The sequence below is a fragment of the Pseudomonas sp. GW821-FHT01D09 genome (genome assembly GCF_059422465.1).
This window is the reverse complement of record NZ_JBWKWY010000021.1, coordinates 61,566-81,736: the sequence shown is the minus strand read 5'-3', so window position 1 is coordinate 81,736 and position 20,171 is coordinate 61,566. Positions and strand designations below refer to the sequence as shown.

At 58.8% G+C, this 20,171-nt stretch carries 26 protein-coding genes; 18 read left to right on the top strand and 8 right to left on the bottom strand.

Features of this window, described 5'->3' with window-relative positions:
* Window positions 1-116: 116 nt before the first annotated feature.
* The 3 genes from AC07W7_RS18340 to pcp are packed head-to-tail and all read left to right on the top strand — an operon-like array spanning window position 117 to window position 2,435.
* Window positions 117-842 (top strand): DUF969 domain-containing protein, encoded by a 726-nt coding sequence (locus AC07W7_RS18340; protein WP_099168904.1) that lies wholly within the window; start codon window positions 117-119, stop codon window positions 840-842.
* Window positions 839-1,789: a DUF979 domain-containing protein gene (locus tag AC07W7_RS18335; protein ID WP_076964980.1), complete on the top strand. Its 951-nt coding sequence runs from the start codon at window positions 839-841 to the stop codon at window positions 1,787-1,789. Before AC07W7_RS18340 ends, AC07W7_RS18335 begins: the two co-directional genes overlap by 4 nt.
* Before the next feature lie 7 nt (window positions 1,790-1,796).
* Window positions 1,797-2,435, top strand: coding sequence for a pyroglutamyl-peptidase I (pcp, locus tag AC07W7_RS18330; RefSeq protein ID WP_495039847.1), 639 nt, complete (start codon window positions 1,797-1,799; stop codon window positions 2,433-2,435).
* A gap of 67 nt (window positions 2,436-2,502) precedes the next feature.
* On the opposite strand, the gene AC07W7_RS18325 is transcribed toward pcp, so the two are convergent.
* Together AC07W7_RS18325 and csrA are read right to left on the bottom strand one after the other, a co-directional pair.
* Window positions 2,503-2,769: a hypothetical protein gene (locus tag AC07W7_RS18325; RefSeq protein WP_099168903.1), complete on the bottom strand. Its 267-nt coding sequence runs from the start codon at window positions 2,767-2,769 to the stop codon at window positions 2,503-2,505.
* Between the two features lie 213 nt (window positions 2,770-2,982).
* Window positions 2,983-3,177, bottom strand: a complete 195-nt coding sequence (csrA, locus tag AC07W7_RS18320; protein ID WP_007920550.1) for a carbon storage regulator CsrA — start codon at window positions 3,175-3,177, stop codon at window positions 2,983-2,985.
* Between the two features lie 248 nt (window positions 3,178-3,425).
* On the opposite strand from csrA, the gene AC07W7_RS18315 reads away from it, so the two are divergent.
* Entirely contained in the window at window positions 3,426-3,800 is a 375-nt protein-coding gene (locus AC07W7_RS18315) for an SPOR domain-containing protein (protein WP_495039846.1), read from the top strand.
* 37 nt (window positions 3,801-3,837) lie between these two features.
* Here AC07W7_RS18315 and AC07W7_RS18310 read toward each other — a convergent pair whose 3' ends face one another.
* The 3 genes from AC07W7_RS18310 to AC07W7_RS18300 form a co-directional block, all read right to left on the bottom strand.
* Window positions 3,838-4,527, bottom strand: coding sequence for an endonuclease (locus AC07W7_RS18310; protein WP_099168902.1), 690 nt, complete (start codon window positions 4,525-4,527; stop codon window positions 3,838-3,840).
* Between the two features lie 4 nt (window positions 4,528-4,531).
* On the bottom strand, window positions 4,532-4,783 hold the full coding sequence (locus AC07W7_RS18305) for a DUF1654 domain-containing protein (protein WP_083743126.1): 252 nt from the start codon (window positions 4,781-4,783) through the stop codon (window positions 4,532-4,534).
* A gap of 168 nt (window positions 4,784-4,951) precedes the next feature.
* The gene (locus tag AC07W7_RS18300; RefSeq protein ID WP_057438625.1) at window positions 4,952-6,040 is read right to left on the bottom strand and encodes an asparaginase; all 1,089 of its coding nucleotides are present in this window, start codon (window positions 6,038-6,040) and stop codon (window positions 4,952-4,954) included.
* A 518-nt stretch (window positions 6,041-6,558) separates the two neighbouring features.
* Between AC07W7_RS18300 and AC07W7_RS18295 the strand changes: the two genes are divergently transcribed.
* Genes AC07W7_RS18295 through AC07W7_RS18265 form a run of 7 tightly spaced genes read left to right on the top strand, consistent with a single transcriptional unit; the run spans window position 6,559 to window position 13,522 of the window.
* Entirely contained in the window at window positions 6,559-7,518 is a 960-nt protein-coding gene (locus AC07W7_RS18295; RefSeq protein WP_495039845.1) for a sugar ABC transporter substrate-binding protein, read from the top strand.
* Between the two features lie 58 nt (window positions 7,519-7,576).
* Complete coding sequence (locus AC07W7_RS18290; protein ID WP_169900439.1) at window positions 7,577-9,130, top strand: sugar ABC transporter ATP-binding protein; 1,554 nt, start codon at window positions 7,577-7,579, stop codon at window positions 9,128-9,130.
* A complete protein-coding gene (locus tag AC07W7_RS18285) occupies window positions 9,127-10,104 on the top strand; it encodes an ABC transporter permease (protein WP_076964972.1) in 978 nt (325 codons plus the stop codon). Before AC07W7_RS18290 ends, AC07W7_RS18285 begins: the two co-directional genes overlap by 4 nt.
* A 3-nt stretch (window positions 10,105-10,107) precedes the next feature.
* A complete protein-coding gene (locus AC07W7_RS18280; RefSeq protein ID WP_076964971.1) occupies window positions 10,108-11,130 on the top strand; it encodes a LacI family DNA-binding transcriptional regulator in 1,023 nt (340 codons plus the stop codon).
* Window positions 11,131-11,152: 22 nt separating this feature from the next.
* The gene (gene rbsK / locus AC07W7_RS18275; RefSeq protein WP_076964970.1) at window positions 11,153-12,070 is read left to right on the top strand and encodes a ribokinase; all 918 of its coding nucleotides are present in this window, start codon (window positions 11,153-11,155) and stop codon (window positions 12,068-12,070) included.
* Complete coding sequence (gene rbsD, locus AC07W7_RS18270) at window positions 12,067-12,465, top strand: D-ribose pyranase (RefSeq protein ID WP_076964969.1); 399 nt, start codon at window positions 12,067-12,069, stop codon at window positions 12,463-12,465. Before rbsK ends, rbsD begins: the two co-directional genes overlap by 4 nt.
* 28 nt (window positions 12,466-12,493) lie before the next feature.
* Entirely contained in the window at window positions 12,494-13,522 is a 1,029-nt protein-coding gene (locus AC07W7_RS18265; RefSeq protein WP_076964968.1) for a nucleoside hydrolase, read from the top strand.
* 33 nt (window positions 13,523-13,555) lie between these two features.
* Here the strand turns inward: AC07W7_RS18265 and AC07W7_RS18260 are convergent, their stop codons facing one another.
* Window positions 13,556-13,768 (bottom strand): hypothetical protein, encoded by a 213-nt coding sequence (locus tag AC07W7_RS18260; protein WP_076964967.1) that lies wholly within the window; start codon window positions 13,766-13,768, stop codon window positions 13,556-13,558.
* 135 nt (window positions 13,769-13,903) lie between these two features.
* Between AC07W7_RS18260 and AC07W7_RS18255 the strand changes: the two genes are divergently transcribed.
* Window positions 13,904-14,209: a hypothetical protein gene (locus AC07W7_RS18255; RefSeq protein WP_076964966.1), complete on the top strand. Its 306-nt coding sequence runs from the start codon at window positions 13,904-13,906 to the stop codon at window positions 14,207-14,209.
* 148 nt (window positions 14,210-14,357) lie between these two features.
* The gene (locus AC07W7_RS18250) at window positions 14,358-14,678 is read left to right on the top strand and encodes an I78 family peptidase inhibitor (protein ID WP_076964965.1); all 321 of its coding nucleotides are present in this window, start codon (window positions 14,358-14,360) and stop codon (window positions 14,676-14,678) included.
* Between the two features lie 72 nt (window positions 14,679-14,750).
* Here the strand turns inward: AC07W7_RS18250 and AC07W7_RS18245 are convergent, their stop codons facing one another.
* Together AC07W7_RS18245 and AC07W7_RS18240 are read right to left on the bottom strand one after the other, a co-directional pair.
* Window positions 14,751-14,963, bottom strand: coding sequence for a cold-shock protein (locus tag AC07W7_RS18245; RefSeq protein ID WP_003179963.1), 213 nt, complete (start codon window positions 14,961-14,963; stop codon window positions 14,751-14,753).
* 289 nt (window positions 14,964-15,252) lie between these two features.
* Window positions 15,253-15,564 (bottom strand): hypothetical protein, encoded by a 312-nt coding sequence (locus tag AC07W7_RS18240; protein ID WP_076964964.1) that lies wholly within the window; start codon window positions 15,562-15,564, stop codon window positions 15,253-15,255.
* Window positions 15,565-15,913: 349 nt separating this feature from the next.
* On the opposite strand from AC07W7_RS18240, the gene thrS reads away from it, so the two are divergent.
* The 5 genes from thrS (at window position 15,914) to pheS (ending at window position 20,154) form a co-directional block, all read left to right on the top strand.
* Window positions 15,914-17,836: a threonine--tRNA ligase gene (gene thrS, locus AC07W7_RS18235; RefSeq protein WP_076964963.1), complete on the top strand. Its 1,923-nt coding sequence runs from the start codon at window positions 15,914-15,916 to the stop codon at window positions 17,834-17,836.
* Window positions 17,836-18,387, top strand: a complete 552-nt coding sequence (gene infC / locus AC07W7_RS18230; protein WP_169851780.1) for a translation initiation factor IF-3 — start codon at window positions 17,836-17,838, stop codon at window positions 18,385-18,387. Before thrS ends, infC begins: the two co-directional genes overlap by 1 nt.
* Window positions 18,388-18,447: 60 nt before the next feature.
* Complete coding sequence (gene rpmI / locus AC07W7_RS18225) at window positions 18,448-18,642, top strand: 50S ribosomal protein L35 (protein WP_002553160.1); 195 nt, start codon at window positions 18,448-18,450, stop codon at window positions 18,640-18,642.
* A gap of 29 nt (window positions 18,643-18,671) precedes the next feature.
* Window positions 18,672-19,028, top strand: coding sequence for a 50S ribosomal protein L20 (rplT, locus tag AC07W7_RS18220; RefSeq protein WP_003174975.1), 357 nt, complete (start codon window positions 18,672-18,674; stop codon window positions 19,026-19,028).
* A gap of 109 nt (window positions 19,029-19,137) precedes the next feature.
* Entirely contained in the window at window positions 19,138-20,154 is a 1,017-nt protein-coding gene (gene pheS, locus AC07W7_RS18215) for a phenylalanine--tRNA ligase subunit alpha (protein WP_495039844.1), read from the top strand.
* Window positions 20,155-20,171: the final 17 nt, after the last annotated feature.

Sequence of the window (20,171 nt, the reverse complement as noted above, 5' to 3'; positions counted from 1 at the left end):
GATGCCCGCCAGTGACCCTCGACCTACCCGGTCAATAATAAAAATCCGCGTCGGGCTGCCCGTTATCGCTTATCGGCGATGCAGGCGTCGCAGCACGCAATCAAGGACTCAACGCCATGCAAACTGTTGTGAACCTTTGGCCGCTGATTGGCGTGCTCGTCATCGTGGTCGGCTTTGTGTTGCGCTTCAATCCATTACTGGTGGTGACAGCGGCGGCGATTGCCACCGGGTTTGCCGCCCACTTCCCCCTGGAAAAAATCCTCGCCACCATGGGCGATGGCTTCCTGCAGACCCGTGCCTTGCAACTGATCCTGCTGTTGCCCCTGGCCGTTATCGGCCTGCTGGAGCGCCATGGCCTGCGTCTGCATGCGCAGAACTGGATTGCACGCTTCGAGCGGGCCACCGTCGGGCGCCTGTTGATCATTTATCTGTTTGTTCGCGAATCCACGGCCGCCATGGGCCTGACCAGCCTGGGCGGGCACCCGCAAATGGTGCGCCCGTTGCTGGCGCCCATGGCGGAAGGGGCTGCCGAGAAGCGCTTCGGCAAGTTGCCGGACAAGGTGCGCCACAAAGTCCTGGCAATGTGTGCCGCCACAGACAACGTGGGGCTGTTTTTTGGTGAAGATATTTTCGTGGCCTTTGGTGCGATTGCCCTGATGCATACCTTCCTGCTGGGCTCCGGCATTGATGTCGAGCCGCTGCACATCGCGGTGTGGGGCATCCCTACGGCGATTTGTGCGTTCATTGTGCACGCCATACGTTTGCACCGCTTTGACCGAAGGCTGACGCGTGAACTGACGGCCACTGCGCCCGTCAACGCTCAGTCGGAGGCCGCGCAATGATCATTTCCATCCAATACCTGTACTGGCTCGCCGGCGTTTTGTTGCTGATTACGGCGGGCATGATCCTGGCTGACCGCACCCACCCCAAGCGTTGGTCAACCGCGTTGTTCTGGTTGCTGTTCGCCATTCCGTTCCTGGTGGGCGAGCACCTACCGTCGGTGGTGGTGGGCATTGGCGTGGTGCTGATGGCGCTTATCGCCGGGCTCGGCGGGGTAGGGCGTGGTTCACATGCCGAGTTGCATGACAAGGAGTCCCGCGCCAGTGCTGGCCGGCTGGGCCATAAACTGTTTATTCCGGCACTGGCCATTCCGTTGACCACGGTGATCGGCTCGGTGCTGCTCAAGCACACCGAGATTGGCGGCGTACCGCTGCTGGATCCGAAGAACACCACGTTCGTGTCCCTCGGCCTCGGCTGTCTGATTGCCCTGGGGTTGGCCTGCTGGCTGACCCGTGATACCCCGGTGCAGGCCTTGCGCGAATCGCGACGCCTGACCGAAGCCCTGGGCTGGGCTATGGTGCTGCCACAGATGCTGGCAATGCTCGGCCTGCTGTTTAACGAAGCCGGGGTTGGCACGGCCGTGGCTCACGTCACCACCACCTATATCAACCTGGATTACAAACTGGTGGCGGTGATGGTCTATGTGTTGGGCATGGCGCTGTTCACTGTGATCATGGGTAACGGCTTTGCCGCCTTCCCGGTCATGACCGGGGGGGTGGGCGTGCCGGTGCTGGTGGGGATTTATGGCGGCAACCCGGCGGTGATGGCGGCCATCGGCATGTTCTCCGGCTACTGCGGTACGCTGATGACCCCGATGGCGGCGAACTTCAATATTGTGCCTGCGGCGCTGTTGGAGTTGCCGGACAAAAACGCGGTGATCAAGGCGCAGATACCCACGGCGCTGATGATGTTGCTGGTCAATATCGTCCTTCTTTATCTGTTGATGTGAGGTGGTGATGGGGACTGTGCTGCTGACGGGGTTCGAGCCATTCGATCAAGACCCGATCAACCCATCCTGGGAGGCCGTGCGCCTGCTGGACGGGGTGCAATTGCAAGAGGGGGTGACGATTGTCGCCCGCCAGTTGCCCTGTGCCTTTGCCACCGCCGGCGTCTGTTTGGACCAGTTGCTGGCCGAGCATCAGCCGCAACTGGTGATCGCCACGGGGCTGGGGCCCGGGCGTAGTGACATTTCCATCGAGCGGGTTGCAATCAATCTCATCGATGCGCGGATCCCCGACAACCTCGGTGTGCAGCCCATCGATACGGCGGTGATCCCTGAAGGTCCGGCGGCCTACTTCAGCACCTTGCCGGTCAAGGCCATGGTCAAGGCGGTGCGCGAGGCAGGGGGCGCGGCTTCGGTGTCGCAAACGGCGGGCACCTTTGTGTGCAACCAGGTGTTCTACCACTTGCAGCATGCCCTGGCTGGGTCGGGCGTGCGCAGTGGGTTTATCCATGTGCCTTTCCTGCCAGGGCAAGGGGGGGCGCATCAGCCGTCGATGGCGTTGGCGACGACAGTTGCAGGCTTGAGGGTTGCGCTCCTGGCTGCCTGGAATACGCCGCGTGATATCTCAGAAAGTGGCGGTCAGGTGTGCTAAGGCCTTGAACAAGGCCGGGGTCGATCCAGAGTGCCTTATCTTTTAAAGACAGGATCCAAATGCTGTTTCAAGAGGGGGTTTTCTGGCGAGCCTGCCTAAACGCACGGCGATTGAGCTTTCGCTGGATGGCCGCCTGAATGGGCTTGAGGCAGAAGCAGAACAGATAACCATAGAGAAACAGCGCCAGGTCAGGCCACGATTCGGCGTCCTGCACGGTGGTACTGCCTTCCATGTAAAACCTGAGGCTATATCCGAGCGTCACGAAGGCCAGGGCAATCAGCAGGGCAATTATCCAGGACTTGAAGGTATAAGGCTCTTTGCGGGATCGCCTCATCAACGCGCTCCAAAGGCACTGTAAGGTTTTGATACTTTCTTGGAGAGATTTGTCTGCCAAATGTCCAGCAAGTTCCGTGGCTGAACCTGTGTGCTGACCACCGGCGGCTGGGCCTGGCGCGAATGCTGCGCTGATCACGGAATACCGTAGACAGGCCAAGGGGGCTTTCGCCAGCCGTTACAGGGGACGAGCAGGCTGGCTACTGAGGAGGCTTCAAGGTGTTTCGCGTTTGTCCGGTGCAGTCAGGCCAGCCTGGATGCGCTGGTAAATCTCTTCGCGATGCACGGCAACATCCTTGGGAGCATTGATGCCGATTCTTACTTGCTGGCCGCTAACGCCCAGAATGGTGATCGTAATGTCATCACCGATATTTATGCTTTCACCGACTTTGCGGGTGAGTATCAGCATGGACTTCTCCTTGATTGCTTTGAAGGACGCATGTTTCTAACAGGGCGGATGTCGGTTATGTGTAGCTTACTGTGAAGCGCTTCCCTGTGGCTGCCTCTTTTAGGACGCATGGAGGCGGCATTAATTCCCATGGCGCCATCATACAGGTCTGGGAAACATCCTTCGCAATGTTTAAGCCAACGTTTATGACGGCCAGAATAGACAGTGAATGATAAAGTTGCCTCTTTGATCGTTAAAGGGGCAGGGCAGTGCGTAAAGTAGCGATGGCAATTGTGGTATTGGCGTTGGCCGGATGCGGTGACGGGCCCAACCTCGACACCCCCCGAGACAAGGCTGAGGCTGCCAAGGCCCAGGCGCCTGCGGTTGCCGCTGTGCAGTGGGATATCCTGGTGCGCTCGCCCGACAACAAATTGCAGGCACTGACCGACCTGACCGCCTGGTTGCTGGAAAACGGCTTTACGTTCTACCTGGCCAAGGAAGACGGCAAGGACCTGGTGCTGTTGGGGCCATTCGCCAGCAAGGCCGAGGCAGAGGCAAAACAGACCCAATTGCAGGAACGGCTGGTGAAAAAGAAGAAGACCGACGCCGAGTCGCTGGTGATCGAGCACAAGGCCCGTCCGTAATACGGTGGCTGGCGGGGTCGGCGGACCCCGCTCGCGTTTATCCGCAGGCCTTCAGGTTCACCGGGCCGACGAACTCATTGCCACGCCCCATCACGCAGGCCACGGTCTGGTTGCGCTGGCGTTCCCAAGGCTGCACGGGGTAGGTGCGGTTCCAGGCTTCATACAGTTGGCGGTCCTGTTTCGACAGGCGCAGGCCGTATTGTTTACTCATATAAAAGTATGTCCGGGCAATCATGCCGCGGATGGATGGCCTGGGCATGACCTTCTTGGCCTTGAAGTCCACCTGGGTCAGGCATGAACCATATTGCCCGCTCTGCACCGGCAACCAGCCAAAACTGAAGTTGTTGCGATCGCCATTGACCTCGCCGATGCTCGGCACCAGGTTGTGCAGGTCGGCTTCGGCGCGCTTGAAGACGGTGTCGGTGCGCGTGCAGTTCTTGCGGCCGCCGTCTTGCCAGCATTGGCGCTGATGGCCGATCTGCCACGCCGGGACAATGTGTTCCCACTCGATGCGCGCCGCCCGGTTGGCATTCTTGCGCGGGATGTAGCCGCAGGCTTTCAGGTCTACCCGGTTCCCCGTGTATTTGCAGCCGCAATAGAACTCTGTGGATTGCGGGGCGTAAAGTTTCCAGGCGATTTTCTTGGCTTCGCTGAAGGTGCGTGGGGCTTGGGCGTGGGCGGCGGTGGCAAAAAAGACACAGAGCAGGGCAATAAAACGGACACTCATTGACTCAATCTTCCTTCGGTACGACCCAGAAAATCTGCACGCCACCATCATCGCGATAGGCGAGGGTGACGTTGTCGTTTTCTGCGATTTCCTCCAGTAGTCGTGCCCACTCGTCCTCCGGTTCCTCCGGCAGGCGAAAAATCAACGCAGCCTTGGCTTTTTGGGCGTTGGTGGAATTGATGATTTTTTGCACCCGGATTGCCAGGCGTTGGTAGGCGTCGGGAGGTGTCGGTGCTGCGGAGGAGGGCTTGGCCACGAAGGAATCCTTAATTAGCTGTACGAACATACAGTATTTAACTGTGAGGAAATTCGCAACTGCTTAAAATTCAAGAGGTCCGTGTGACAACGGTTTGTGCGGGGTGGTGTACAGCGAGGATTGTGTAGGAGCCGGCTGGCCGACTCCTACAAGGGGTGTATCAGTGACTCAGTATTCCCAGAACATGCGTTGCAGTTCTTTGCTGTCCTGGGTCTTGGTCAGGGCGACCATGGCCAGGATGCGGGCTTTTTGCGGGTTCAGGTCATGAGCCACGACCCAGTCGTATTTGTCGTCAGGCTGTTCGGCATTGCGCAGAACGAAACCGCCGGCATTGACGTGGGAAGAGCGAATGATTTGCACGCCTTCCTTACGCAGTTCCTGCAGGGCAGGCACTACCTTGGCCGGTACCGAGCCATTGCCGGTGCCGGCATGGATGATGGCTTTGGCGCCAGCCTGGGCCAGGGCTTTGTAGGCGGTGTCGCTGACGTTGCCATAGCCGTAGGCAATTTCAACGTCCGGCAGGCTCTTGATGTTCTTGATATCGAACTCCGAGTTCATGGTGTGACGCTTGGCCGGCTGGCGGAACCAGTAGGATTTGCCTTCTACGACCATGCCCAGTGGGCCCCAGGCGCTTTTGAACGCTTCGGTCTTGATGTTGATCATCTTGCTGACGTCGCGACCCGATTGGATCTCGTCGTTCATGGTCACCAGTACGCCTTTGCCGCGTGCGTCTTTGCTACCGGCAACGGCCACGGCGTTGTACAGGTTGAGCATGCCGTCGGCCGACATGGCCGTGCCTGGGCGCATGGAGCCCACGACCACGATTGGCTTGTCGGTCTTTTCCACCAGGTTGAGGAAGTAGGCGGTTTCTTCGAGGGTGTCGGTGCCGTGGGTGATCACGATGCCGTCCACGTCCTTGCTGTCGGCCAGTTCCGCGACACGGCGGCCCAGTTGCAGCAGGTTTTCGTTGGTGATGCTCTCGGAAGCAATTTGCATCACTTGCTCGCCACGCACGTTGGCGATCTGGCTGAGTTCGGGAATGCCGGCGATCAGTTGTTCGATACCGACCTTGGCCGCCTGGTAGGTGGCGCTGTTGGCCGCACTGGCGCCAGCGCCGGCAATGGTGCCGCCAGTGGCCAGCACGACCACGTTGGACAGCTTGGTCTTGGATTCAACTTCCTTGGCCTGGGCGGCAACCGGGAAGAGCAGCAGCAGGGCTAAAGCGCCCGGAACAAAGTTCTTGAGTGCAGATTTCATTATTTTTCTCTCTAGTTTTGATGAGTGCGTGTGCAGGTTCATCCAGAACACCCCGGGCTGCGCTGAGCGCCACAAGGTGTGGATTAGCAGCAGGATTTGTACCAGCCGTATTTTGTTTGGGGATTGATTTTAACTTATTGATTTAAATCATTTTTTTATCGTTCGCTGATTTGTTGCCTTCCACGCGTGTCCGAATTTCCGAACGCTGGAGGGCTCCGGCGTTCGGTTGTCCGAAAATTACCCTGGAAAAATCCGGGTGACTCTCCTGAAATGTTCCAGCGGGCCTGTCGTTTTAGAGAACGATCCCCCGGCCCGGATGTTTAGCCACGAAGGCGCGCGAGTTGTAAGGCAGGAGGTAGAGCCCGCGAGGAAAAAGCACTTTTCTTTCGTTGACAAATTTCGGCAGTCTTCGCATAGTTTGCTTAACGCAAACGTTTGCGAGATGTTTCACGAGCACTCCGTGAGTGAGGTGAAGGTGCAGGCGTTGCTCACAATAATCATAAGATCGGAGTGAACCCATGAAGCTGCCATTTGCTGGACGTCTGCTGTCTGTCGCTGTACTGGCTGCCGCATCCGCTGCCCTGCCTCTGTCCTCTGCATTCGCTGATGACGCCACCGCCAAACCCAAGGTCGGTCTGGTAATGAAATCCCTGGCCAATGAGTTTTTCGTCACCATGCAAGACGGTGCCAAGGACTATCAGAAAGCCCATGCCGCCGATTTCGACATGATCACCAACGGGATCAAGAACGAAACCGATACGTCGGCCCAGATCGATATCGTCAACCAGATGATCCTCGCCAAAGTCAACGCGATCGTCATCGCGCCCGCTGACTCCAAGGCCCTGGTCAACGTCCTGAGGAAAGCCTCCAAGGAAGGGATCAAGGTGGTCAACATTGATAACCGCCTCGACCCCGCAGTGCTGAAAAGCAAAAACCTCGATGTTCCCTTTGTCGGCCCGGATAACCGCAAGGGCGCGCGCCTGGTCGGCGAGTACCTGGCCAAGCAACTGGCGAGCGGCGACAAGGTTGGGATTATCGAAGGCGTGCCGACCACCACCAACGCCCAGCAACGCACCGCCGGGTTCAAGGAGGCGATGGATGCGGCCGGTATGAAGATTGTTTCCGTGCAGTCCGGTAATTGGGAAATCGACCAGGGCAACAAAGTGGCGGCGGCCATGTTGAGCGAATACCCGGACCTCAAGGCGCTGCTGGCCGGTAACGACAATATGGCCCTGGGCGCCGTTTCTGCGGTGCGCGCCGCGGGCAAGGCCGGCAAGGTGCAGGTGGTGGGCTACGACAACATCGCCGCGATCAAGCCGATGCTCAAGGACGGTCGCGTCCTGGCCACTGCCGACCAGGCCGCTGCACAGCAAGCGGTGTTTGGCATCCAGAATGCGTTGAAGCTGGTCAAGGGTGAAAAGGTCGAGTCCGTGGGCGGCGTGATCGAAACGCCGGTAGAGCTCATCCTCAAGCAATAATCCCTGGTTGCGCATTACAGCGCCCGCTCCCGTCGAGCGGGCGCCTGGAGATTTTCCTATGTCATCTTCCGCACCGGCCACTGTCCTCTCGGTCCGTGGTATCGGTAAGACTTATGCCCAGCCAGTGCTGTCCGACATCACCCTGACGCTTAATCGCGGTGAAGTGTTGGCGCTGACCGGTGAGAATGGCGCGGGCAAAAGCACCCTGTCGAAGATCATCGGCGGCCTGGTCACGCCCACCACCGGGCAGATGCAGTTCAATGGCCAGGATTACACCCCGGCCAGCCGGACCCAGGCGGAAAAGCAGGGCGTGCGCATGGTCATGCAGGAGCTCAACCTGCTGCCGACCCTGACCGTGGCCGAAAACCTGTTCCTCGACAACCTGCCCAGTCGCGGTGGCTGGATCAGCCGCAAGCAATTGCGCAAGGCCGCGATCGAGGCCATGGCGCAAGTGGGCCTGGATGCGATCGACCCGGATACGTTGGTCGGCAGCCTGGGCATTGGCCATCAACAGATGGTCGAGATTGCCCGCAACCTGATCGGTGACTGCCATGTGCTGATCCTCGACGAGCCGACGGCCATGCTCACCGCCCGTGAAGTCGAGATGCTGTTTGCGCAAATCACTCGCCTGCAGGCCCGGGGCGTGGCCATTATTTATATTTCCCATCGCCTGGAAGAGCTGGCGCGGGTGGCCCAGCGCATTGCCGTGCTGCGTGATGGCCAGTTGGTGTGTGTCGAGCCGATGGCCAATTACAACAGTGAGCAACTGGTCACGCTGATGGTCGGCCGCGAGTTGGGCGAGCACATCGACCTTGGCCCGCGCACCATCGGCGCACCGGCTTTGACGGTCACGGGCCTGACCCGTGGGGACAAGGTTCGCGATGTGTCCTTTGAAGTGCGCGCCGGTGAAATCTACGGCATTTCGGGATTGATCGGTGCTGGCCGCACCGAATTGCTGCGCCTGATCTTTGGCGCCGACCTGGCCGACAGTGGCACGGTCGCCCTCGGTTCGCCGGCGCGGGTGGTGAGTATTCGCTCGCCGGTGGATGCAGTAGGCCATGGCATTGCCCTGATCACCGAGGATCGCAAGGGCGAGGGCCTGTTGCTCAGCCAGTCCATCAGCGCCAACACGGCCCTGGGCAATATGGCCAAGGTGTCCAGCGCCGGCCTGGTCAATGGGCGCGACGAAACGGCCCTGGCCAAGCGGCAGATCGACGCCATGCGTATTCGCAGCTCCAGCCCGGCGCAATTGGTGTCCGAGCTGTCGGGCGGCAATCAGCAAAAAGTGGTGATCGGCCGCTGGCTGGAGCGCGATTGCGCGGTGATGCTGTTTGATGAGCCCACCCGTGGCATCGATGTGGGCGCCAAGTTTGATATCTATGCGCTGCTTGGCGACTTGACCCGCCAGGGCAAGGCGCTGGTGGTGGTGTCCAGCGACCTGCGCGAGCTGATGCTGATCTGCGACCGCATCGGTGTGCTGTCTGCCGGGCGCTTGATCGAGACCTTCGAGCGTGCCGACTGGACCCAGGACGAATTGCTTGCCGCCGCATTTGCCGGCTATCAGAAACGTGACGCGTTGCTCAATGAAGCCGCGCCCAGGACAACCCCATGAAATCAGCAACTTCTACTACAAAAGCCGGCGGCAATTTCTACGGCCTGGGCACTTACCTGGGCCTGGCAGGCGCCTTGATGGCCATGATTGCGCTGTTCTCGGCCCTGAGCAGTCACTTTTGGTCCTATGACACCTTCAGCACCATCGCCAACCAGATTCCCGACCTGATGGTGCTGGCGGTGGGCATGACGTTCATCCTGATCATCGGCGGCATTGACCTGTCGGTGGGCTCGGTCTTGGCCTTGGCCGCGTCTGCGGTCAGCGTGGCGATCCTGGGCTGGGGCTGGAGCGTGATCCCGGCGGCATTGCTGGGCATGGGCTGTGCGGCATTGGCCGGGACCATTACCGGCTCGATCACCGTGGCCTGGCGGATTCCATCGTTCATTGTGTCCCTGGGTGTGCTGGAAATGGCCCGTGGCGCGGCCTACCAGATGACGGGGTCGCGTACCGCCTATATCGGCGACTCCTTCGCCTGGCTGTCCAACCCGGTGGCCTTTGGGATCTCGCCCTCGTTCATCATTGCGCTGCTGGTGATTATCGTGGCCCAGGCGGTGCTGACGCGTACCGTATTTGGCCGCTACCTGATCGGCATCGGCACCAATGAAGAGGCGGTGCGCCTGGCAGGCATCAATCCAAAACCCTACAAGATCCTGGTATTCAGCCTGATGGGGTTGTTGGCCGGGGTGGCGGCGCTGTTCCAGATTTCCCGCCTGGAAGCGGCCGACCCGAATGCCGGTTCCGGCCTGGAGTTACAGGTGATTGCCGCCGTGGTGATTGGTGGCACCAGCCTGATGGGCGGGCGTGGCTCGGTGATCAGCACGTTCTTCGGGGTGCTGATCATTTCCGTACTGGCGGCCGGCCTGGCGCAGATCGGCGCGACCGAGCCGACCAAACGCATCATTACCGGCGCCGTTATCGTGATTGCCGTGGTGCTCGACACCTACCGCAGTCAACGCGCCAGCCGGCGAGGCTAAGCCATGGCAACCATCAAGGATGTGGCGGCGCTTGCGGGTATTTCCTACACCACGGTCTCCCATGTGGTGAACAGGACGCGCCCGGTCAGCGAGCCGGTGCGGCTCAAGGTCGAAGCCGCGATCAAGCAGTTGGACTATGTACCCAGCGCAGTCGCCCGCTCGCTGAAAGCCAAGACCACGGCGACCATCGGCCTGTTGGTGCCCAACAGCCTCAACCCGTATTTCGCGGAGCTGGCCAGGGGCATCGAGGACTACTGCGAGCGCAATGGTTATTGCGTGATCCTGTGCAATTCCGACGATAACGCCGAGAAACAGCGCAACTATTTGCGAGTATTGCTGGAAAAACGCATCGACGGCTTGATCGTCACCTCGGTCGGTGGCGATGACAGCGGCCTGGCCACGGGCCTCAAGGCGGTGCGCACGCCCATGGTCATTGTCGACCGTGGCCTGGAGGGCATTGACGTGGACCTGGTGCGCATCGATCACGAGCAGGGCGCGTACCTGGCGACCCGGCATTTGCTGGCGCTGGGGCACCGGGATATCGCCTGTATCGGCGGGCCCGCACATACGCGTGTGGCACAGATGCGCTTGGCCGGTTACCAGCGGGCGCTGCTGGAGGCCGGGATCACAGTGCCCGCCAGCCGTGTGCTGGAAAGCGATTTCACCAGCACTGGTGGTTATGGGGCGGCGGTGCAGTTGCTGGCGGACAACCCGCCCAGTGCGATCTTCGCCGGCAACGACATGATTGGTTTCGGTGTGTTGCGGGCGGCGGCCGAGCGCAACCTGCGGGTGCCGGCCGAGCTGTCAGTGATTGGTTTTGATGACATTCAAATGAGCCGCTATGTGTACCCGGCGTTGACCACCGTGGGCCAGTCGATCCTGCAATTGGGGGAGATGGCGGCGGAGTTGTTATTACGACGGATTGCGACCCCGCAATTGCCGGTTGACCAGCGCATTGTCACGCCGAGCATTGTCTTGCGTGAGTCTACGGCGCCATTGGCTGCTGTGTTTGCCTCCAACCGTTGAACGAATTGATGAGTATTGATGTATGCCAGCAACAGTAGTGGTAGTAGGCAGCCTGAATATGGACCTGGTGACCCGGGCCAGCCGGCTGCCCCGTGCCGGTGAGACCCTGGTCGGCCAGTCGTTTGCCACTGTCCCGGGCGGCAAGGGCGCCAACCAGGCGGTCGCGGCGGCGCGTCTCGGTGCTGAGGTGGCAATGATCGGCTGCGTGGGCAGCGATGCCTATGGCGCGCAGTTGCGCGATGCGTTGGTGGTTGAAGGTATTGACTGCCAGGCCGTCAGTGAGGTGCAGGGCTCCAGTGGCGTCGCGCTGATTGTGGTCGATGACAGCAGCCAGAATGCGATCGTGATTGTGGCTGGCAGTAATGGCCAACTGACACCTGCCTCGCTGCTGGCGTTCGATGCGGTGCTGCAGGCGGCCAGGGTGATTGTCTGCCAGTTAGAAGTGCCCATGGACACCGTGGGCTATGCCCTCAAGCGCGGTCGCGAATTGGGCAAGACGGTGATCCTCAACCCGGCGCCGGCCAGCGGCCCATTGCCGGCAGACTGGTACGCCGCCATCGATTACCTGATCCCCAACGAAAGCGAAGCGTCGGCCTTGAGCGGCGTACCGGTGGATTCCCTGGACGCGGCGAGGGTCGCGGCCACTCATCTGCTAAAAGCCGGGGCGGGCAAGGTGATCGTGACTCTTGGCTCGCAGGGCGCGCTGCTCGCCGATGGCCGGGGTTTCGAGCATCTGCTGGCGCCCAAGGTCCAGGCCGTGGATACCACGGCGGCGGGCGACACTTTTGTCGGCGGCTTTGCGGCAGCGCTGGCCAACGGCCAGAGCGAGGCCGAGGCCATCCGTTTTGGCCAGGTTGCGGCGGCCCTGTCGGTCACCCGTGCCGGGGCGCAACCCTCTATTCCTACGTTGCACGACGTTCAAGGCTTTGTTCACCCATGAAAAAGACGCCCCTGCTCAATATTGCCCTGTCGCGACTGATCGCCTCCCTGGGGCATGGCGACATCCTGGTGATCGGCGATGCCGGCCTGCCGGTGCCGCCGGGTGTGGAATTGATCGATCTGGCGCTGACCCAGGGCATCCCCGACTTCATCAGCACCCTGCGCGTGGTGCTCAGCGAGATGCAGGTTGAAAGCCACGTATTGGCCGAGGAAATCCTGCTCCGGCAGCCGCCGGCGCTGGCTGGTCTCAACGCGCTGGATGGCGAGTTGGGTGAGCGCCATCTGCTCAGTCATGAAGCGTTCAAATCGCTCAGCCACAAGGCGCGCGCGGTGGTGCGTACTGGCGAGTGCCAGCCCTACTGCAATATCGCGCTGGTGTCTGGCGTGACTTTCTAGTTTTTCCCACAGTGACAAGGAGTGCGTCATGCAACGTAGAACCCCAACCTTGCGACATCTGTTTCGGAGTGTGCTGCTTTTGTCCGTGCTAACTGCTGCAAGCGCCCAGGCGGCGGAAAAAATCGACCTGATCATTGATACCGATCCGGGCGCTGATGACGTAGTGGCGTTGCTGTTTGCGATGGCGTCGCCGCAGGAGCTGGACATTCGGGCATTGACCACCGTGGCCGGCAACGTGCGGCTGGACAAGACCTCGCGTAATGCGCGCCTGGCCCGTGAGTGGGCAGGGCGCGAAGAGATCCCCGTGTATGCCGGCGCGCCGCAGCCGTTGCTGCGCACGCCGATCTATGCCGAGAACATCCATGGCAAGGAAGGCATTTCCGGTGTCACCGTGCACGAGCCGAAAAAAGGCCTGGCCGAAGGCAATGCGGTCGACTACTTGATCAAGACCCTGAGCACCGCCAAGCCCCATAGCATCACCATTGCCATGCTCGGCCCACAGACCAACCTGGCGCTGGCGCTGACCCAGGCGCCACATATCACCCAGGGCATCAAGGAAGTGGTGGTCATGGGCGGCGCGCACTTCAATGGTGGCAATATTACGCCGGTGGCCGAGTTCAACCTGTTTGCCGATCCGGTGGCGGCTGAAATCGTGCTTAAAAGTGGTGTCAAGCTGACCTACCTGCCGCTGGATGTGACCCACAAGATCCTCACCAGCGAAGCGCGCCTGCAGAAAATCGCTGACCTGAAGAACAATGCCAGCAAAGTGGTCGGCGATATTCTCAACGAATACGTCAAGGGCGATATGGAGCACTACGGCATGTCGGGTGGCCCGGTGCACGATGCCACTGTGATCGCTTACCTGCTCAAGCCTGAGCTGTTTACCGGGCGCCAGGCCAATATGGTGGTCGATAGCCGTGAAGGCCCGACGTTCGGCCAGACCATCGTCGATTGGTACGATGGCCTCAAGCACGACAAGAATGTGTTCTGGGTGGAAAACGGCAATGCCCAGGGCTTTTTCGACCTGCTCACCGAGCGCCTTGCGCGCCTGAAGTAAGCCGCTTGTCGGTCGGCGCTCGCTGGCCGGCGTCTATTCGCGCAGGGGGTCTTCGACCCCCATGTGCTCGGCCGGGTATTTCTCGAATACCTGGCTGATAAAGGCTTGCGCGGCCTGGGTGCCCAGCTCCTTGACCAGCAGGTCTATGCCGATGATTGCCAATTCTTCCGGGCTGCCAGGGCTGTAGGAACTTTGCCCTTGGGGCCACTTGGCCTTGATATCGGCATTGATGGTAACGATGGTCATCGGGTTCTCGCGGCTCGCATAGGCTGGACTGGCCTACAGAGTTAACCATTTTGCGCTGCGTTTGGCACGGCTACTTAGGCATGAGGAGGGCGCTGTGCGACACTGGTGCTCTGTTTAACTGCCAGGACAAGCCGCGTGCACATCGATTTGACCAACCCCAAGAACCTCACATTGGCAGCTGTTCGCCAAATGATTGCCAGTGCCAGTGACGATCAGCACACCCAGCTACGGGTTACCAAGGCCGGTATCGCCTATATTTCTTCCTGCGTGGTAGGAGGCATGCAGGTTGATGGGTTGCTGTTTCGCCTGGAGACCTGGGCGGCAGGGTCGGGCTATGTGGGCAAGGTGGCGGCCAGTGATGAGGTATGGGTGATGCAGATTTTCAATGCGCTGAAGCAGAACTGGCCGAAGCCGTCGTTTGACTACATCGATATCTACTGACACTTATTCATATCTGGTGACGATTGATTCATCGGGCCATGGTGTTGAGTCAGGCAGACTTGCCTACGGCCAATTGTGACAATTCTGAAACCAATTGGCCAAATCACGGTCGCACGATCTCTGTCCATTTTTTATCAAAGGAGGCTTCATGCCTTGGAAGCTCGCATCATTCGGTACTTTGTTGGCAGCAGCTGTCCTGGCGGGTTGCAGCACTTCGGGTACCTCTGAGCCAGCCAAAGACACGGCCGTGGCTGAGCCTGTTCATACGCGCTGCGAAGCGAAGGCTGCGCAGTTTGCAATCGGCCAGAAGGCCTCGCCACAACTGCTGGAACAGGCCCGTACCCGCGCAGGCGCGCAGAATGCACGTATTCTCAAGCCCAACGATATGGTCACCCTCGAATACCGCTCTGATCGCTTGAACCTCAACACCGATGACAACCTGGTGATTACCCGCATCAATTGCGGTTGATAGCGCAACGCTTTTGCCTGAGCCATAAAAAACCCCGTCACATGGACGGGGTTTTTTAGATCGGCTCAGAAATTACTCTGGGCGAACCTGTGCAGCTTGCATACCCTTTTGGCCTTTCTCAGCCACGAAGGAAACGGTTTGGCCTTCTTTCAGGCTTTTGAAACCGTCGCTTTCGATAGCTTTGAAGTGTACGAACAGGTCGTCACCGCCACCTTGAGGAGTGATGAAGCCGAAGCCTTTTTCATCGTTGAACCATTTAACGGTGCCGGTTTGGCGATTAGACATGGTGTATCTCCAAGAAACATATATTTTCAGTAGTGCTGTGCTGCTCAGGCCAACTGGGCACACCGGGGTATCATAGTCGAAATGTTCGACTTGGGAGCCCCCCCAAGGCACTGTTTGCTAACCAATCGCGTTGCCTGCAGTGCCGTGGTTGGCTGTAAGCCCCGGTTTACGGGGCTTTAGCGTGAAATGTCGACTGGTAAAAAAAGCCGTAAAAGCAATGTAAATTGTGAGAAATGGCGATTTTCAGGCCGTTTTCAGGGCCAATTGGCCGTCTGATTGGCTGTCTGGCTTACTTTTTCTTCACGACTTTGCAGGACGAAATAGCCGCCACTGCTTTGTTTTTAAGCTCCGGGCTGGCGTTCTTGTTGGTCATCAGTTCTTTGATTTCCGCAGTGCTCAATTCCGCGTTGATCTTGTCCGCGCCGCATTCGCAATGGGCTTTGGCGGTTTTGACATCAACGTTCTGGCTGGCGGCGGCGCTGCAGTCCTGGACGAAGCCATCCCGGGCACCGGCAGGCCAGTTGGAGGGGGCGGCGGCTTGTGCGCCAATCGAGAACAGGGCCAGGGAAGCGGCAAGGGCAAAGATCGAGGTGCTGCGCATGGTTAGATGCTCCTTGAGTCGAGATGACGGACGGCGATTTTCAGTGTGTTTGAGGCCTGGCGTACAGCCCAAGTTCACTTTTGCCTGTAAAAGCCTGGAGTTTGCCTTTGCGCGGCCGTGGGGCGGCACCCTGACCGTTCATCTGTGCTAGCATCAGCGACCTGGCTTTTTTCTGGCCAGGCTCTTTTGTTTAACTCCAGTCACTCTGGTTCGATTATCGGTTGGCCGAAAGGCTCCTGCCGCTGTAAGGCAGGCGTTCAGCAATGAGCGGCCTGGTGTTGGATCTTGTACTGGCTCATCCCAACCCACGTGACCTTTGGTAGGGGTCACCACTAGGAGAGGAGGCGCCATGCCAACTATTACTCTTCCCGACGGCAGTCAACGTTCATTCGATCATCCGGTTTCCGTAGCCGAGGTCGCCGCATCCATTGGTGCAGGCCTGGCCAAGGCCACCGTGGCCGGCAAGGTCGACGGCAAGCTGGTTGACGCCAGCGACCTGATCACCAGCGACGCCACCTTGCAAATCATCACGCCCAAGGATCAAGAGGGGCTGGAGATCATTCGCCACTCTTGCGCACACCTGATTGGCCATGCGGTCAAGCAGCTGTACCCCACCGCGAAGATGGTGATCGGTCCGGTCATCGACGAAGGCTTCTATTACGATATCGCCTACGAGCGTCCTTTTACGCCGGACGACATGGCGGCCATCGAAGCGCGCATGCACGCGCTGATCGAGAAAGACTACGACGTCATCAAGAAAGTCACGCCGCGCGCCGAAGTGATCGACGTGTTCACCGCCCGTGGCGAGGACTACAAGCTGCGTCTGGTGGAAGACATGCCGGACGAACAGGCCATGGGCCTGTATTACCACGAAGAATATGTCGACATGTGCCGTGGCCCGCACGTGCCGAACACGCGCTTCCTCAAGTCGTTCAAGCTGACCAAGCTGTCCGGCGCCTACTGGCGCGGCGATGCGAAAAACGAGCAACTGCAACGGGTCTACGGTACCGCCTGGGCTGACAAGAAGCAGCTGGCGGCCTACATCCAGCGTATCGAAGAAGCTGAGAAGCGCGACCACCGCAAGATCGGCAAGCGCCTGAACCTGTTCCACCTCCAGGAAGAAGCGCCGGGCATGGTGTTCTGGCACCCGAACGGCTGGACCCTGTACCAGGTGCTTGAACAGTACATGCGCAAGGTGCAGCGTGAAAACGGCTACCTGGAGATCAAGACGCCGCAGGTGGTTGACCGCAGCCTGTGGGAGAAATCCGGGCACTGGGCCAACTACGCCGACAATATGTTCACCACCGAGTCGGAAAGCCGCGACTACGCTATCAAGCCGATGAACTGCCCGTGCCACGTGCAAGTGTTCAATCAGGGCTTGAAAAGCTACCGCGAGCTGCCGATGCGCCTGGCCGAGTTCGGTGCCTGCCACCGTAACGAGCCATCGGGGGCGCTGCACGGCATTATGCGTGTGCGCGGCTTCACCCAGGACGACGCCCACATCTTCTGCACCGAAGAGCAGATGCAGGCCGAATCCGCTGCGTTCATCAAGCTGACCATGGACGTCTATCGCGATTTCGGCTTTACCGAGGTCGAGATGAAGCTGTCCACTCGTCCGGAAAAACGCGTTGGCTCCGACGAGCTGTGGGATCGCGCCGAAGCTGCACTGGCCGCAGCGCTAGATAGCGCGGGCCTTGCGTACGATCTGCAACCGGGTGAGGGGGCCTTCTACGGTCCTAAAATCGAATTTTCGCTGAAAGATTGCCTTGGCCGTGTCTGGCAATGTGGTACCTTGCAGCTCGATTTTAACCTGCCGATCCGTCTGGGAGCCGAATACGTCTCCGAAGACAACAGCCGTAAACACCCGGTTATGTTGCACCGGGCGATCCTCGGCTCGTTCGAGCGGTTCGTCGGGATCCTGATCGAGCACTACGAGGGCGCGTTCCCTGCGTGGCTGGCTCCGACCCAGGCAGTGATCATGAATATCACTGATAAACAGGCCGATTTTGCCGCTGAAGTTGAAAAAACACTCAACGAAAGCGGATTTCGTGCCAAGTCCGACTTGAGAAATGAAAAGATCGGCTTTAAAATCCGCGAGCATACTTTGCTCAAGGTTCCCTATCTTTTGGTTATCGGAGATCGGGAAGTCGAGATGCAGACTGTCGCTGTGCGTACTCGCGAAGGTGCTGACCTGGGCTCGATGCCCGTCGCCCAGTTCGCTGAGTTCCTCGCGCAAGCGGTTTCCCGGCGTGGTCGCCCAGATTCGGAGTAATTATTATTAAGCGTGAAATGAGACAAGATAAACGAGCTGCACCGAAAGCCCCGATCAACGAGAATATCTCGGCACGCGAGGTTCGGTTAATTGGGGCTGAGGGTGAGCAGCTTGGGATTGTGTCAATTGAAGACGCGCTTCTTAAGGCTGAAGAAGCCAAGCTCGATTTGGTGGAAATTTCCGCCGATGCTGTACCGCCTGTCTGCAAGCTGATGGATTACGGCAAATCGATCTTCGAGAAGAAGAAGCAGATTGCCGCAGCCAAGAAAAACCAGAAGCAGATCCAGGTTAAAGAAATCAAGTTTCGTCCAGGGACGGAGGAAGGGGATTACCAGGTAAAACTGCGCAACCTGGTACGTTTCCTGAGTGATGGGGACAGGGCCAAGGTATCCTTGCGATTCCGCGGCCGTGAGATGGCCCACCAGGAGCTGGGTATGGAACTCCTCAAGCGGGTTGAAGCTGACCTGCTGGAGTACGGTTCCGTCGAACAGCATCCTAAGATGGAAGGACGCCAGCTGATCATGGTCATCGCCCCGAAAAAGAAGAAGTAATCAATAGGGCACGGCAGGCCTTCTGATTATGTTTATCAACTGAATGCGGAGTATCCGAACATGCCAAAGATGAAGACTAAAAGTGGTGCTGCTAAGCGGTTTCTGAAAACTGCTAACGGTATCAAGCACAAGCACGCTTTCAAGAGCCACATCCTGACCAAAATGTCGACCAAGCGTAAGCGTCAACTGCGCGGTAGCAGCTTGCTGCATCCGTCTGACGTGGCAAAAGTCGAGCGCATGCTGCGCCTTCGTTAATTTTGGATCAAGAGTAGAGGAAGTAACTCATGGCTCGTGTAAAGCGTGGCGTCATTGCCCGTAAGCGTCACAAAAAAATTCTGAAACTCGCTAAAGGCTACTACGGCGCGCGTTCACGCGTATTCCGTGTTGCCAAGCAAGCGGTAATCAAGGCAGGCCAATACGCCTACCGTGACCGTCGTCAGAAAAAACGTCAGTTCCGCGCTCTGTGGATCGCTCGTATCAATGCTGGTGCACGTGTTAACGGTCTGTCCTACAGCCGTTTCATCGCTGGCCTGAAAAAAGCGTCCATCGAAATCGACCGTAAGGTTCTGGCTGAACTGGCCGTGAACGAAAAAGCGGTGTTTGCTGCGATTGTCGAGAAAGCTAAAGCCACCTTGGCTTAAGTACCCCCGACAGTCACCCTGGGTTACTCCTGTAGCCCAAGGTGGTAAACGTCATAAATAGGGGAAGAGCCTTCAAGCTCTTCCCCTATTTTGTATCTGGAGTCTGTACATGGAAAACCTGGACGCGCTGGTCGCTCAAGCTCTTGAGGCTGTGCAAAGCGCTGAAGATATCAATGCCCTGGAGCAAATCCGGGTTCACTACCTTGGCAAGAAAGGTGAATTGACTCAGGTGATGAAGACCCTGGGCAATCTGCCGGCAGCAGAGCGCCCGCAAGTCGGTGCGCTGATCAACGTTGCCAAGGAGCGTGTCACAGAGGTTCTCAATGCGCGCAAGGCGTTGTTCGAGGAGGCCGATCTTGCGGCCAAGCTCGCCGCCGAGTCCATTGACGTGACCCTGCCTGGCCGCGGCCAGACCTCAGGCGGCCTGCATCCGGTTACCCGGACTCTGGAACGTATCGAGCAGTTCTTCACCCATATCGGCTACGGCATTGCCGAAGGCCCTGAGGTCGAAGACGACTATCACAACTTCGAGGCGCTCAACATCCCAGGCCATCACCCGGCCCGGTCGATGCACGACACCTTCTATTTCAATGCGAACATGCTGTTGCGCACCCATACCTCGCCGGTACAGGTCCGTACCATGGAATCGCAGCAGCCGCCGATCCGCATCGTCTGCCCAGGCCGTGTGTACCGTAGCGACTCCGATATCACCCACTCGCCGATGTTCCACCAGGTCGAAGGCCTGCTGGTTGATCGCGACATCAATTTCGCCGACCTCAAAGGCACCATCGAAGAATTCCTGCGGGTGTTCTTTGAAAAAGAGCTGGCGGTACGTTTCCGTCCGTCCTACTTCCCGTTCACCGAGCCATCCGCCGAAGTCGATATGGAATGCGTGATGTGCAGCGGTAAAGGCTGCCGTGTCTGCAAACAGACCGGCTGGCTGGAAGTCATGGGTTGCGGCATGGTTCACCCCAACGTGCTGCGCATGTCCGGGATCGACCCGGAAGAGTTCTCGGGCTTTGCCTTCGGCATGGGCGTTGAGCGTCTGGCCATGCTGCGTTACGGCGTGAACGACTTGCGCCTGTTCTTCGACAACGACTTGCGGTTCCTCGCGCAATTTCGCTAGTCGTAACGAACCTTTAG

Coding starts and splice junctions, on each gene's coding strand:
- AC07W7_RS18340 (WP_099168904.1), top strand. CDS start 117: ATGCAAACTGTTGTGAACCTTTGGCCGCTGATTGGCGTGCTCGTCATC.
- AC07W7_RS18285 (WP_076964972.1), top strand. CDS start 9,127: ATGAAATCAGCAACTTCTACTACAAAAGCCGGCGGCAATTTCTACGGC.
- pcp (WP_495039847.1), top strand. CDS start 1,797: ATGGGGACTGTGCTGCTGACGGGGTTCGAGCCATTCGATCAAGACCCG.
- AC07W7_RS18245 (WP_003179963.1), bottom strand. CDS start 14,963: ATGTCTAATCGCCAAACCGGCACCGTTAAATGGTTCAACGATGAAAAA.
- AC07W7_RS18310 (WP_099168902.1), bottom strand. CDS start 4,527: ATGAGTGTCCGTTTTATTGCCCTGCTCTGTGTCTTTTTTGCCACCGCC.
- AC07W7_RS18280 (WP_076964971.1), top strand. CDS start 10,108: ATGGCAACCATCAAGGATGTGGCGGCGCTTGCGGGTATTTCCTACACC.
- rbsD (WP_076964969.1), top strand. CDS start 12,067: ATGAAAAAGACGCCCCTGCTCAATATTGCCCTGTCGCGACTGATCGCC.
- AC07W7_RS18335 (WP_076964980.1), top strand. CDS start 839: ATGATCATTTCCATCCAATACCTGTACTGGCTCGCCGGCGTTTTGTTG.
- AC07W7_RS18250 (WP_076964965.1), top strand. CDS start 14,358: ATGCCTTGGAAGCTCGCATCATTCGGTACTTTGTTGGCAGCAGCTGTC.
- AC07W7_RS18265 (WP_076964968.1), top strand. CDS start 12,494: ATGCAACGTAGAACCCCAACCTTGCGACATCTGTTTCGGAGTGTGCTG.
- rpmI (WP_002553160.1), top strand. CDS start 18,448: ATGCCAAAGATGAAGACTAAAAGTGGTGCTGCTAAGCGGTTTCTGAAA.
- AC07W7_RS18290 (WP_169900439.1), top strand. CDS start 7,577: ATGTCATCTTCCGCACCGGCCACTGTCCTCTCGGTCCGTGGTATCGGT.
- rplT (WP_003174975.1), top strand. CDS start 18,672: ATGGCTCGTGTAAAGCGTGGCGTCATTGCCCGTAAGCGTCACAAAAAA.
- AC07W7_RS18260 (WP_076964967.1), bottom strand. CDS start 13,768: ATGACCATCGTTACCATCAATGCCGATATCAAGGCCAAGTGGCCCCAA.
- rbsK (WP_076964970.1), top strand. CDS start 11,153: ATGCCAGCAACAGTAGTGGTAGTAGGCAGCCTGAATATGGACCTGGTG.
- AC07W7_RS18295 (WP_495039845.1), top strand. CDS start 6,559: ATGAAGCTGCCATTTGCTGGACGTCTGCTGTCTGTCGCTGTACTGGCT.
- AC07W7_RS18240 (WP_076964964.1), bottom strand. CDS start 15,564: ATGCGCAGCACCTCGATCTTTGCCCTTGCCGCTTCCCTGGCCCTGTTC.
- AC07W7_RS18325 (WP_099168903.1), bottom strand. CDS start 2,769: ATGAGGCGATCCCGCAAAGAGCCTTATACCTTCAAGTCCTGGATAATT.
- AC07W7_RS18300 (WP_057438625.1), bottom strand. CDS start 6,040: ATGAAATCTGCACTCAAGAACTTTGTTCCGGGCGCTTTAGCCCTGCTG.
- csrA (WP_007920550.1), bottom strand. CDS start 3,177: ATGCTGATACTCACCCGCAAAGTCGGTGAAAGCATAAATATCGGTGAT.
- pheS (WP_495039844.1), top strand. CDS start 19,138: ATGGAAAACCTGGACGCGCTGGTCGCTCAAGCTCTTGAGGCTGTGCAA.
- thrS (WP_076964963.1), top strand. CDS start 15,914: ATGCCAACTATTACTCTTCCCGACGGCAGTCAACGTTCATTCGATCAT.